Genomic DNA, 12,738 nt, shown 5'->3' on the forward strand with positions numbered 1-12,738 from the left:
TTACTCTCAACAGCTCTTTTCACTACTCGTCCGAGTTATTAAATTTCGCTAATGCGTAAATGCCTTCTTCATCATCTAATTCAAGTTGTAATCTTGCTGCAAATGAATTGACGTTGTATTCTCGATCAAGCAACAAGCGTAGTGCTTCGATTAAGTTTGCTTGAATTAAAATTTGCTGGCGACCATTTACCTCTACTTCTGCAGAGAAACCGTAGTCATCATCATACATTAGTTCAACTGAAACTTCTTCTGGACCAACTTGTCTTTTTTCAGCGATATATATACAAAGCGCATTTATAAGCTCTTGTTCAGAAATTTTTATTGTTTCCATGCTACTTCATCTGCCTTTTTCTTACGTTGATCTTTGAAGTATTTAAATGCACGAATTGCTAACATTACGATACCAGCCATTACTAACATATTTACCATAAACGCTAATACAGAACCAAGTGCTCCCATATTTGCAAATAAGCTACCCATTAGTAAACCACCAAGACCACCTAGTAATAAGCCTTTCATAAAGCCACCTTTATTACTTTTTGGCGCTGTGTTTGTTGCTTTTGTTTTTGAATCAGTTGTCGTTTTTTGTGAATTCACATTAGAATCTTTTTTGTTTAAATCAACTTTTGACTTTTGACCTGAACTTGGTGTATATGATTTTTTACCAGATTTGTAACTTTTCGCTGCCGCATGATCTACGAACATAAAGCTACTAGCCCCAAAGATAACCATGAATGCTGTCATTACTGCTACAAGTTTTTTCAACATATTATATCCATTCTCCTTTTATATAGATATATGTGAAATCTACCTTTCTAGTAAATTCAGAATGATAGATTTGTTTTAAAACCATTTTAAAGGTTCTTATGAACTTATTATATGAACTTTTGTCGAAATATGCAAGCATTATTTACTTACGACAATTTCATGACATAGGAAAAATTAAGCAAAACGGAATTGACTTTAAATGAAACAAAACATATTATAAGTTCATAAGAACTTTTTATAATTTTGGAGGTGAAAAGATGGAAACATTTCATCTCACACGAAACGAAATGGCAACGCTCCTTCTATCACTAAGAGGATGGAATACGAAGAAGCCTCTCGGCATTTTACAAGAAGCTTGGGCAAAGTCACATAAAAAAGATATTGAAAGCGGACAAAGCGTTACTGCTTTTATTACAACCGCACTTTCACCTATTTTTGAAAAATTGATTAAGATTGACGATACGGATGTCGGTTTTTCTTTAAATGAAATAGTTGCGCTTGGCAATCAGATTGAAAATACGAGCTTCTCTGTAACTGCTATGCAAAACTGGGTGAAACGAGATATAAAAGAAATGATTGGCTCCCCTCAAAAAGGGAAGAAATACTCAATCGAACAAGCAGCATTACTATTCATTGTCGAAGATTTAAAAACAGCGCTTGATTTTGAATCTATTCGCAAACTATTACGACTCATCGTAAATGACCCGGCCGATCGAAGTGATGATTTAATTAACCCTCTTCATTTATATGTAGCTTATTCTTCTTTATTTGAAGAACTGAATCAAGGGAATTGCTTACAACTAAATGCTACAGATACAATTCATACGATCGAAAATATCGTAAAAGAAAAGGCTGATAAAATAGCAAGTAAGTTCGATCAAATTAATAACGAACAACGCGAAGCAATTCGTAACGCTATTATTATCGCCACCCTATCTGTACATACCGCATATGTACAGATGCTTGCAAAACGTTACGTTTCAGCAACGTTATTTTTACAAAATTTAGATGTGAAGCCGTAAAAGAGGAGCCATAGATTATGGCCCCTCTTTTTGTCATTAGAACAGATGAAATTATATCCATGTGAATGAAGATATGTCAGCGATTCAACAAAGAATATCGATACTACGACAAAAAATCAAAACCTTCACCTATCTTTAATATAGATAAAATGAGAAATTTTTAATACTCCTTTCATTCTCCCTTCATGAAAACTCAATTTACATCCTTTATTATAAATATGAGAGATGAAAAGTATTAAAATGGCAATATGTTCATTAAATAAGGTATAATTTACATATGATGAACTTTTTATGTTGTTAAATAAAAATGACATGTAATTGAAAATTTATGAACTAGAAGGTGCAACAATGTTAAGTAGTTTTATTCATTCAGTATTAACATTTTTTGAAGGATTAGGTTATTGGGGCATTATGCTCGGACTTATGATTGAAATTATCCCAAGTGAGATTGTCCTAGCTTATGCAGGATACTTAGTATCAAATGGAAGTATCTCATTTATAGGCGCAGTTATATTCGGTACAATTGGTGGAATCATTGCCCAAGTCTTTATTTATTGGATTGGACGATACGGTGGTCGCCCTGTATTAGAACGGTACGGAAAGTATATTTTCATTCATAAAAAACAAATTGATGCTGCTGAAGACTGGTTTAACCGTTACGGAACTGGCGTAATTTTCACAGCACGTTTCATTCCTGTCGTTCGTCATGCGATATCAATTCCTGCCGGGATTACAAAAATGCCGCTTTTACGTTTCATTACATTAACAGGACTTGCGATTATTCCTTGGTCTATCATTTTCATTTATTTAGGTGAAAAACTTGGAGAAAACTGGGGTAATATAAATGACGTTGCTGGACCATATGTGAAATCTTTCGCTATTGGCGGGGTTGTTCTTATTATTTTATATTTCGCAATAAAAAAATGGTCAAAGAAACGCAAAAAGCTTGCTTAAATTTTTAATCAAACCGCTATAAATTCATTTAGAATTATAGCGGTTTTTACTATGAGCTTCGCTAAGTTTTAGGAATTGCATAATTTCTTCTGTATGTTTTAAATCATGTTGAATGAGTGATGAAAAATAATTGTTTAATCTCACTCTTTTCGTGCCGAATTGGTAGTCACCATTAAAATTTTGGGCAGGAATTTGATTAATTTGATCAACTAATTGTTTACGGGTGGATATAAACTGATCTATTAGTTCTTCTTTTGAAATACCAGACCTCGCATATCTCATTGCACTCTTGTTCATTTCTTCCACATCTGTTGGAACATCAGGTACATATTGCGAGCTTATAAAATACAAGATTCTATATTTCATTAAAAACTCATCCCAAACGATAAAATGTGAAATGACATCCGCAATTCCCCATGAACCTTTTCTAAAAGGTTGAAACCATACATCACTAGACATAAACTTCAATGTTTGACACCATTCTATTAAACTTAACTTTTTTTCTAGAATACATTCTTTCTCCATAATCCATTCCTCTTCTACACTTATAATTCATTCATATTAGTAACTTCTAGATATTACATTAAAACCCTCCAGTTTAAGATTTTCCTGGATAAGCAACAATTAAAACTATTCCTTCGTATAGTAACTCAAAAGGAGTGATTCCCCTATGCATTGGCAACAAAAAATACCATACTTAATCGGACGCCCTGTTGGTATTTCTCTCATTAATGGGCAAGGGACTTCCGGCGTTTTATGTGGCGTTCAAAATAATCAATTATTTGTTTATGAATACCTTTACCAAGCTCAGTTCGCCATGAAACATTATGACTTTAGAAAAATTCAAGATATACACGCCTTTCCAAATTGCCCGCACCAAGATCCTTTGTATTAAAAAACAGGAACGGCTTTATCGCCATTCCTGTTTTTTAATACATTATTTTTCAGAGTAAAACTTCTGCACTGCTTCATCAAAATAGATCCAGCCTTTCCAACCTAAATGAATTGTATCTTTTAAGAAATACTTATCATACTCATGGCTAGAGAAATCGACTACTGGGTATCCTGCTTTTTCAACTTGCTCGCGAACCTTATTATAATACACATCACGGCGTTCTTTCGGGAATCCAGTGTAATCATACCACGGTCCATTTACAGGTACAGAAATAAAGAGTGGTTTTACATTTTTTTCTTTGAATAGATCTAATACAATTTGTAAGTCATCATATTCCGGTGAATCATCATACGTTTCATTCGCTCTAAAGTTTTTTAAACCTTTTAATTTTTTCTTTAAATTATTTTTATAGTAATACGGATTTTCAATTCCGAATGTATTTGTTGTAGATTCCGCTTTACCTTCTTGTTCTGCATGCTTACGTGCCTCTTCCCAAGAAACTGAACGTAGTCCCATATTCTTTTTCTCTTTCATCGGTTCGATCTTAAATAGAGAGTTAAATAAATCTCTATGATCTAAAATATTTCGGTACATATACGCTAGTGGTTTAGCTAGTCCCGCTTTTATATTATGTTTTGTATCATTATATACAATACTTTCTAGCGAACTACTTAATATCGCATCTTTACGAACAACTTTATAATCTAGTAAACGTTTCGCGATTTTCTTCTTCATTTCAAGATTTATTTCATCATTAAAAATAAAATGATATGCTTGTTGTTTGGAGAAATTATTTGTAAAATCCCCTTCCTGTACACCACTCTTTGTAAACCACTGCGGTGAAAGAACAAACACTACTTTTTTCCCTTCTAATTCATCCATTGTAGACGTCATATTTAATATATGAGCCAAACTTTGCGTGCCACCAGTCCCAATTAGAAATGGTGTAAAGCCTGCTGGATTTACTTTGAAATAATTAGAAGGATGATATGCATCCATTCGTAAAAATTCTGATGAGCCGTACATCGGTAAATAATGAGAATTCTCTAACATTTTCTGTTGTAAGAAAACACTTTGTAATTTCTCCTTTTGTAAGGAAGTTGCCGCATCTTCAACCTTCTTATCGCTAATAAGTGATACTAAACTTTTAGAAGGGATAAGCAGTACAATGAAAAAAAGTAGACACGCTAAAATAAGTGGACCAAAAGCATGCTTCATCTTCATCATTTATTCCTCTTTCTATTACTATTAAATTGTAACCCTTGTTTTTGACACGTCATCATTGTTCTCCTTTTTCTCTATACATGTTCCATTCTATTTATCTATTATTTTACATGTATGTATTTCCTTCCTTGTTCTATTAAGTCCTATATAAATAGCACAAGAAAATGTTTCCAAAGAAACATGTTAATTATACAAGATTCTACATAAATTTCACACTGGAATTTATGTAATAATTTTATTTTTAAGCGATGAAAAAACATATAAAATGTCTATAACTCATTTAGAGCTGTAGGATATTCAAAATATGATAATAAACGTCCGTTATGATTAACCTTTTTTACATTCGGTCTCCTCACGAATGACCTTTTCGTATGTATTGCAAATACAGACATAACCCCTCTCCTAATACTGTTTACAGACTAATAAATTATAAGCATGAACTATCATTCTGCTTTAAATAAGAACAAACAGACTACCACATATGTGAAGTCTGTTTGTTCTCTCACTTTATTTTTGTACATCCGCCCATTTCAAGCTTGTTCCTGGACCAAATTGATGTACGTATAAATCTTTCACGTAAGGCTTTTGTAAGTAAGATAGTCCGCGCTGGAATACTGGTGCGATTACTGCATCATCAAGGAGTACTTTTTCAGCATCTTGCAATGCCTTCCAACGAGCTTTTTCATCATTACCTAAATCTGTTTTAATCTTCTTAATTAATGCATCGTATTCTGGATTTGCATATCCTGTATTATTGACAGTACTTCCTGAAAGGAATACTTCTAAGTATGTCATTGGATCTGGATAATCAGGTAACCAGCGTGATAACGACATTTCATATTCTTTCTTCTTCTCTAACGCTAGTTTTTGAGTATGTGGTTGTAATTTCACATTTACTTTTAACCCTGGTAAGTTTTTCTCAAGTTGTTCTTTAATATACTCTCCTACTTTTTTAAAGTTCTCTAAGTCATAGTTTAATAGTTCTAACGTCACTTCATTTGTGCCTGTCTCTTGCTTCGCCTTTTCCCAATATTCCTTCGCTTGTTTTACATCAGTCTTATTAAACTCACCTGCCGCACTTCTAAAATCTTTCTTATCTGGCCCTTTTAAAAACCCTTTTGGTACGTAATAGTTCGCAGCAACGGAACCATCATTTAAAAATGAAGTTGCGAGACCCTTCTTATCAAAAACTGTGCTTAATGCAAGACGGGCGTTTTTATTTTTAAGAATCGGTACATTTTCATTGAAACGGAAGAAATACATAACTGGATCTGTATATTGTTTCAGTTCTTTATTATTTTTATATTTATCTACGAATTCTGTAGAAATGACAGCTCTATCTACTTTATCTGTTTCATATAAATTTACCGCAGTTGAAATTTCTTTAACAATTTGATAGTTTACTTCATCTAACTTTACTTCTTTTTTATCCCAATACTTATCATTTTTCTTCATTGTAAAACTTGCTTCGTGCTTCCACTCTGATAATGTAAACGGCCCATTATATATCGCTTTATTCGCCTCTAACCCGTATTTATCACCTTGCTCTTTCGCAAACTTTTCATTAATTGGATAGAAAGACGGTAAAATAAGTAGTTTCGTAAAATACGGTACTGGATGTTCTAACTCAACAACAAACGTTTTATCATCCTTTGCTTTCACACCTAATTCTTCTAATCCTAATTGTTTCTTATTTATCTTTTCCGCATTTTTCACATCGTACGCGATATATGCATATTGAGAGGCTGTATCTGGATTTATAAGTTGCTTCCAAGCATATACGTAATCATGAGCTGTTACTGGATCACCGTTAGACCATTTCGCATCACGCAAGTGGAATGTATAAGTCTTTCCGTCTTTACTCACTTCATATTTCTGTGCCCCAGCCTGGATCACTTCATCATTTTTCGATAAACGGAATAATCCTTCCATTACATTATTCAAAACGTTAAACGATACCGCATCTGTTACTTTCCCTGAATTTAATGATGGAATTTCACCCGTTTCTAGTAGCTGCAATACTTTCTTCTCATCTTTCGGCTTTGTAGCTGTTTTTTCTTTGGCACAGCCTACTAAAAATGAAGATACCAATAGAGTACTAACTAATGAGTAGCGAACAACCTTTTTCATATAAAGCCCCCCTATCTTTTTTAAGGTAAGTAACGACGAGCACCAGCGTATTCTTCTATATATCCTGGTGTATTTAGCGGTATAATTTCTACCGATCTTTCAGCCTTTGGAGAGTGAATCATATTTCCATCACCAATATACATGGCAACGTGATGAACACTACCTTTTCCTTGATTATGTGCAAAGAATATTAAATCGCCCTTTTGTAGGTTTTCTTTATCAACCGCAATTCCAGCTTTTGATTGCGGACCAGAATCGCGTGGAATTGTAATGCCATGCGATTTATAAATCGTATGTGTAAATCCAGAGCAATCAAATCCAAAACCACTTGTACCAGCCCATATATATGGCAAACCTAAAAACATTTTTCCTGTGTTTATTAAATCATCAGCTGTTGGAGTCGGAATATCATTTTGAGAACGGTAAACAGTTCCATCATTTTTCCGTAGCCACGCCTTCTGACCATTTGGCAATAATACGCGGTATGAAATCGTATCTTCACTTAGTAGCGGTAATCGCGTATTATAGCTAACCTCAAGCGATTTATGTTTTTCAGAAGGGTTAATATATAAAATGGCTGTCGGTTTCGTTATTAATACGAAAGGTTCGTTTGTTTTATCTACAAATTCTTGATTATACGTTAATTGTTTTTCAGGCATCCACCCTGGGTACCCTTCTTCATTTCGCGGCGTTGGTTGTCCGTGCACTAGTACTTTTACCCAATCACCTTTTTTATCAATGACCGTTACTTCTTGACCGAGTAGCGCTTGCGTTTCTAATTTATTTGCACTCGTTAACCAAAGCTTCTCATCAAGCGTCATTGATTTCGTCCACTTCCATAAATCAACAGGATTTGTCGCACTTGGTTCATCGATTGGCCGAAGCGAATCTGGTGCGGTCCATAACGTCGCAGCTGCCACATCAATAAATGCTTTCTTATCTTTTTTCTCTTCGGCATTTGCCGCTGTGAAAGATGAAAAAATGAATAATGTTGTTAATAATGCAGTCCCTATTTTTTTCATATATATCCCCCTTAAAAAATAGTTTGCTAGATACTACTTCTAAGATTGTATATTCACTGCAGAATGCAGGTTTACCTTTGGGCCAGTGTAAGTCATTCCTTCTGGCTCTTCTACTAACCATAGCGGTGCATCAAGATCAAAGTAATGAATGTTCGGATGAGCCGCAGCTAAATGTGAAACAGCGCTAACTGAGAGTGAAGATTCCATCATACTTCCAACCATACATTTCACACCTGCTGCTTCCGCAATATCCGCAATTTTCCAGGCTTCTCGAATACCACCGCATTTCATTAATTTAATATTAAGCAAGTCTGCATATCCTCCTTGGACAATCTTTAATGCGTCACCCGCTGAAAACATACTTTCATCTGCCATAATAGGCGTTTGTACATTATCTTTCACGTATTTTAATCCATCCCAATCTTTCGCATGAACTGGTTGTTCTACAAATTCTATATTTAAATTTCTATTCTCCATTTCTCTAATAATAGAAACCGCTTCTTTCGGTTTCCACCCTTGATTTGCATCTAAACGTAACGTCGTATTCTTTGGGACCACATTTCGAATTGCCTCTATGCGTTCCAAATCTAAATGCGCCTCTTTACCCACCTTAATTTTTAATGTTTGGAATCCCTTCTCGATATGCTTTTTCGCTTCTTTTGCCATTAATAAAGGTTCATCCACACTTACTGTAATATCAGTATAAATCTCTTTCTTTCCACCCAGTAATGCGTATAACGGTATGTTGTGAAATTGACAATATACATCATATAAAGCCATATCTACCGCCGCTTTCGCACTTGTATTTCCTATACAGCTCATTTGAATGTGTAACAATAACGTTTGAAATTGCAGTACATCTTTTTCAACTAATACAGAACGCATTGGTCCTAATATTGCTTCCTCAATCCCGTTGGCAAAATCACCTGTAATAACCGGCGTTGCTGCAGCTGCTCCTTTTCCAACAATTCCTTCATCTGTATGAATAAACACATCGATGCTTTCAATTTCCGTTACGGTACGAAGCGCTGTTTTAAACGGTGTATGAAGCTTTACATGTCGGCGATTTACCTTCACGTCGGTAATTTTCATTTTGTTCATCCTTTCGTTGTCTATAGAGTGAAACTTTAATCCACAGGAGGCTAAATCCTGCCCATTAATGCGGAACAAAAAAATCCAGCCATAAGAAGATTCTTACGGCTGGATTTCGTCTATGAATGGGTAGACAAAGCAGCAATCTGATTATATTTTTTCTGCGCATCCTTTAGCGCTACAAGTAGCGCCTTTTGAGACGAACCGAAATATCGATTTTTTATTTCTGTTACTAACGCTGGGTCATTAATATTTTTATGTAGAAACAAATATTTAACAAATTGAGATGTTAATGCAATTGTCGCTGAGCAATCTGCATCTACAATTTCCCCTGTATCCTTCTCAAGTACAAATGCTATAAAATAACTTTTGTACTTTTCGGTAATGGGATTATTTTGAGGTGCTTTCGCATCCCCTACGACGTAAATTGTATTTGAAGCGTACACAGCTATCTTCCTTTCTTATACGAGGATAACGGTTTTCTTAACAGACGTATAAGCTGTTAACTCAACGTTGATTAAAAAATGTATCCGCTTATCTTGTATTATATACAATTGACAGAATTTTAACAATATTTATTTTGACATATATTCCATAATTATGAAAATTTCTTAAAACAATTAAAAATGGCTCAAACTTCTCATTTTCACAATATATCATTGCTCCTTGTACTATGCCTTTTCCCTCATACATCAAAAAACAGTTAGCTATCGCTAACTGTTCCACCACTTCACTTTGGCAATACGAATATTGTTTCGTTTGACTTAGAAAATTGATACTCTTTTCTCGCAAACTTTAAAATCTCTTCTTCATTATCGGTTAAATTCTCAATGTTAGTCTTTAAAGAACCTTGATCTTTCTTTAAAGAAACTAATTGTTTCTTTTGATTCGTTATTGTATTTTTTTTGCCATTAATTACTTCTTGTTGTTTCGTTAAAATATATTGAACGTACAAAGTAGTCGCAGCAATAAAAATGAACATGAAAATAAAACGCCTTAACTTCTTCTTATTTATAGTTCGATTGTCGTTAGGCTGTGATAGTTGCTCTGGTATATTAGGAATATTTATTCTTTTGAGTTTCCTCATTTTCAAATCCCCCTAACCCATATTTTTTCACTACCATAGGCACGATCTCTTATTAACTTAAATTCTATTCTTATAAAATAAGCACCTTCACAAAAAAATCTCACAAATTAACCAATTAGAGATAGCGTTCGACGACATCTCTGTATTTAAAATGAGAATTTTTATTTATGCTGCTATAAAATAGTAGTTTATGTTATTCTTTTTCCTCAATTGTAGAAAACATTTTTACACACATAAATTTTCCCTTTGCATATCGATGTTATAACATGCTTACAAGGAGGAAAAATGATGCACTACCGTACATTAGGTAAAACTGGAATTACTGTTTCTGAAATTGGCTTTGGAGCGTGGGCGATTGGCGGCGATGAATGGGGTCCTGTTAACGACAAACAATCTATAATCGCTATGAAGAAAGCAATTGAATGCGGTGTAAACTTTATTGATACTGCTGATGTATACGGATTAGGACATAGTGAAAGGTTAGTAACTCAAGCGATAAGAGAGTACCGTAATAATATCGTTTTATCAACGAAAGGCGGTTTAATTGGGCATCACTATGATCCAAGTGGAGAGCCTGTTTATAATACTGCCGAAAAAGTGATCGCAGTATTTGAAACTAGCTTACTGCGCCTAGAAACAGATTATATTGATGTTTATTTCTGTCACATTTGGTGGGATAAACAAGAAGAAACAGAAGCATTCTTACGCGCATTTGAAATATTAAAACAGGACGGAAAAGTAAGAGCTGTTGGTGTTTCAACTCACGACCTACAATATATAAAACACTTCAATAAAAACGATGAAATTGATGTTGTGCAACTTGATTACAACATATTAAACCGAAAACCAGAAAACGACATACTGCCCTACCTACAAGAGAACAATTTAGGAGCTGTTATACGCGGACCTTTAAAAATGGGGATATTAACTGGAAAGTTTACAAATAAAACAACTTTTCCTGACGGAGATTTACGCAAAGAATGGCCAAAAGAAAAGTGGTTTCAAGAAGATTTACAAAAAATAGAAAAATTAAGATTACTCTCAAATGAAAATCAGACATTAGGACAACTTGCACTTCGCTACGTCCTCTCCCATCCAGCAGTATCGGTCGCAATTCCTGGCGCAAAAACAGAAAAACAAGCGAAAGAAAATGCAGATGCGACTACCCGTCCAATCCTTACAGATGGGGAATTAGCGTATATTCAGTCAATATAAAACAAGACCAGCAGCTGGAAATATCCAACTACTGGTCTTGTTTTACTTTTAATATTTTAAATCAATATCATATTCCATTCTCTTCGCTGTTTCTTCAGCAACCTCAGCACCCAACAAGTTTTTCACAATATGAAATGACATGTTAATTCCGGCTGAAATTCCACCAGACGTAATAATATACCCCTCATCTACAAACTTTATATTTTCTAATACTTCAATATTCGGAAAATCATTTCTAAAGTTTTCAATACTAGCCCAATGTGTTGTCGCTTGTTTTTCCTCAAGTAAACCTGCTTCCGCTAACAAAAGCGCTCCAGTACAAACAGAAGCCATTAACTTCACTTCTTTCATTTGCTGACGAATCCAACTTATTATAATTTCATTTTCCACTTCGTTTTCTCTAACACCTAATCCACCAGGAATAATTAAAATATCAACTGGAGGTAAGTTTTCAATACTATAATCCGGTTGTACCATTAATCCATTTCTCGCTGTAATCATTTCCCCGTCTTGGCTAACGGTATGTACAGTAAATGGTTGTTCACCATTCGTTGTAGTAACGGAAAAAACTTCAAACGGCCCTGCAAAATCTAAAACTTCCACTTCATTAAATAGAAAAACCCCTACATTCCAGCGATTAATCATAAACTTACTTCCCCCTGCAAATGATGAAAAAGATGCTCATGCCCTTTCTCTAATGCAATATCGTACGCTGTTTTTCCATCATTTTTCTTATTCGCTTTATGCGCCCCATTTTCAAGAAGCAATGTAATGATTTCTTCATTTCCTAATAATGCAGCTTCATGAAGTCCTGTCCAGCCACCACTTTGCACTGCATTCACATCTGATCCCTTTTCAATTAAGAAAGCTACAAGCTCGCTTTGTTCGTTCGCAATTGCTGCTTGAAGTGGCGTATTTTCATTGTCGTTCTCTGCTCTAATATGTATATCTGCTCCATGTTCTAAAAGGAAACTTGCTATTTCTTTCTGCCCAAAATAAGCTGCTAAATGAAGCGGTGTCCAGCCATCTTCACTAATTTCGTTAGCAACACTTGGATCAATCTTTATAAATTCCGCTACTTTTTCCTTGTCACCGCTTATGACAGCTTGTGATATTGATTGTAAATGTTTCATAATAATCCCCCAGTTTTCAAACTATTTGAGTATCCCTTTCTATATGTTCTGTTAATTATTATATTTTCCTTTTAAAATTAATAGTTTACATAATAATGTTATTTGATTATTTTATTGATAATAATGGGTAAACTTCATTATTTATTTTAAATATTAAAATTTTCTGTTAAAACGGTCGTATTATGCTTAATAAGGG

General features: G+C 34.4%; 16 protein-coding genes. 4 read left to right on the top strand and 12 right to left on the bottom strand.

Annotated features, from left to right (window positions below):
• Positions 1 to 22: 22 nt before the first annotated feature.
• Positions 23 to 331, bottom strand: a complete 309-nt coding sequence (locus FT637_RS11940) for a YxcD family protein (protein ID WP_002110338.1) — start codon at positions 329 to 331, stop codon at positions 23 to 25.
• Entirely contained in the window at positions 319 to 768 is a 450-nt protein-coding gene (locus FT637_RS11945) for a hypothetical protein (protein WP_193646479.1), read from the bottom strand. The genes FT637_RS11940 and FT637_RS11945 overlap by 13 nt, the downstream gene beginning before the upstream one ends.
• A 257-nt stretch (positions 769 to 1,025) precedes the next feature.
• Between FT637_RS11945 and FT637_RS11950 the strand changes: the two genes are divergently transcribed.
• Complete coding sequence (locus tag FT637_RS11950) at positions 1,026 to 1,790, top strand: DUF1836 domain-containing protein (protein WP_113710029.1); 765 nt, start codon at positions 1,026 to 1,028, stop codon at positions 1,788 to 1,790.
• 348 nt (positions 1,791 to 2,138) lie between these two features.
• Complete coding sequence (locus FT637_RS11955; protein WP_193646707.1) at positions 2,139 to 2,744, top strand: DedA family protein; 606 nt, start codon at positions 2,139 to 2,141, stop codon at positions 2,742 to 2,744.
• A gap of 24 nt (positions 2,745 to 2,768) precedes the next feature.
• Here FT637_RS11955 and FT637_RS11960 read toward each other — a convergent pair whose 3' ends face one another.
• Positions 2,769 to 3,269, bottom strand: a complete 501-nt coding sequence (locus FT637_RS11960; protein WP_193646480.1) for a DinB family protein — start codon at positions 3,267 to 3,269, stop codon at positions 2,769 to 2,771.
• A 145-nt stretch (positions 3,270 to 3,414) separates the two neighbouring features.
• Here FT637_RS11960 and FT637_RS11965 point away from each other — a divergent pair, with 145 nt between their 5' ends.
• On the top strand, positions 3,415 to 3,639 hold the full coding sequence (locus FT637_RS11965; protein WP_193646481.1) for a hypothetical protein: 225 nt from the start codon (positions 3,415 to 3,417) through the stop codon (positions 3,637 to 3,639).
• Between the two features lie 42 nt (positions 3,640 to 3,681).
• On the opposite strand, the gene dltD is transcribed toward FT637_RS11965, so the two are convergent.
• The 7 genes from dltD to FT637_RS11995 all read right to left on the bottom strand — a co-directional run bounded on the left by dltD (position 3,682) and on the right by FT637_RS11995 (position 10,194).
• Positions 3,682 to 4,863, bottom strand: a complete 1,182-nt coding sequence (gene dltD, locus FT637_RS11970; RefSeq protein WP_193646482.1) for a D-alanyl-lipoteichoic acid biosynthesis protein DltD — start codon at positions 4,861 to 4,863, stop codon at positions 3,682 to 3,684.
• A gap of 507 nt (positions 4,864 to 5,370) precedes the next feature.
• On the bottom strand, positions 5,371 to 6,993 hold the full coding sequence (locus tag FT637_RS11975; protein WP_193646483.1) for a peptide ABC transporter substrate-binding protein: 1,623 nt from the start codon (positions 6,991 to 6,993) through the stop codon (positions 5,371 to 5,373).
• 20 nt (positions 6,994 to 7,013) lie between these two features.
• Positions 7,014 to 8,015: an NlpC/P60 family protein gene (locus FT637_RS11980; RefSeq protein WP_193646484.1), complete on the bottom strand. Its 1,002-nt coding sequence runs from the start codon at positions 8,013 to 8,015 to the stop codon at positions 7,014 to 7,016.
• Positions 8,016 to 8,054: 39 nt separating this feature from the next.
• Entirely contained in the window at positions 8,055 to 9,116 is a 1,062-nt protein-coding gene (locus FT637_RS11985; RefSeq protein ID WP_193646485.1) for a dipeptide epimerase, read from the bottom strand.
• Positions 9,117 to 9,226: 110 nt separating this feature from the next.
• A complete protein-coding gene (locus FT637_RS11990) occupies positions 9,227 to 9,553 on the bottom strand; it encodes a DUF3870 domain-containing protein (RefSeq protein WP_193646486.1) in 327 nt (108 codons plus the stop codon).
• Positions 9,554 to 9,641: 88 nt separating this feature from the next.
• Positions 9,642 to 9,899, bottom strand: coding sequence for a hypothetical protein (locus FT637_RS30460; protein ID WP_319805948.1), 258 nt, complete (start codon positions 9,897 to 9,899; stop codon positions 9,642 to 9,644).
• Positions 9,838 to 10,194, bottom strand: coding sequence for an FtsB family cell division protein (locus tag FT637_RS11995; protein ID WP_193646487.1), 357 nt, complete (start codon positions 10,192 to 10,194; stop codon positions 9,838 to 9,840). Before FT637_RS11995 ends, FT637_RS30460 begins: the two co-directional genes overlap by 62 nt.
• Before the next feature lie 288 nt (positions 10,195 to 10,482).
• Here FT637_RS11995 and FT637_RS12000 point away from each other — a divergent pair, with 288 nt between their 5' ends.
• Positions 10,483 to 11,409 (top strand): aldo/keto reductase, encoded by a 927-nt coding sequence (locus FT637_RS12000; RefSeq protein WP_193646488.1) that lies wholly within the window; start codon positions 10,483 to 10,485, stop codon positions 11,407 to 11,409.
• Between the two features lie 48 nt (positions 11,410 to 11,457).
• Here the strand turns inward: FT637_RS12000 and FT637_RS12005 are convergent, their stop codons facing one another.
• Positions 11,458 to 12,054, bottom strand: coding sequence for a DJ-1/PfpI family protein (locus FT637_RS12005; protein ID WP_193646489.1), 597 nt, complete (start codon positions 12,052 to 12,054; stop codon positions 11,458 to 11,460).
• The gene (locus tag FT637_RS12010; protein WP_193646490.1) at positions 12,051 to 12,542 is read right to left on the bottom strand and encodes an ankyrin repeat domain-containing protein; all 492 of its coding nucleotides are present in this window, start codon (positions 12,540 to 12,542) and stop codon (positions 12,051 to 12,053) included. Before FT637_RS12010 ends, FT637_RS12005 begins: the two co-directional genes overlap by 4 nt.
• Between the last annotated feature and the right edge of the window lie 196 nt (positions 12,543 to 12,738).

This window comes from Bacillus cereus (assembly GCF_015071065.1).
Taxonomy (GTDB): Bacteria; Bacillota; Bacilli; order Bacillales; family Bacillaceae_G; genus Bacillus_A; species Bacillus_A cereus_BA.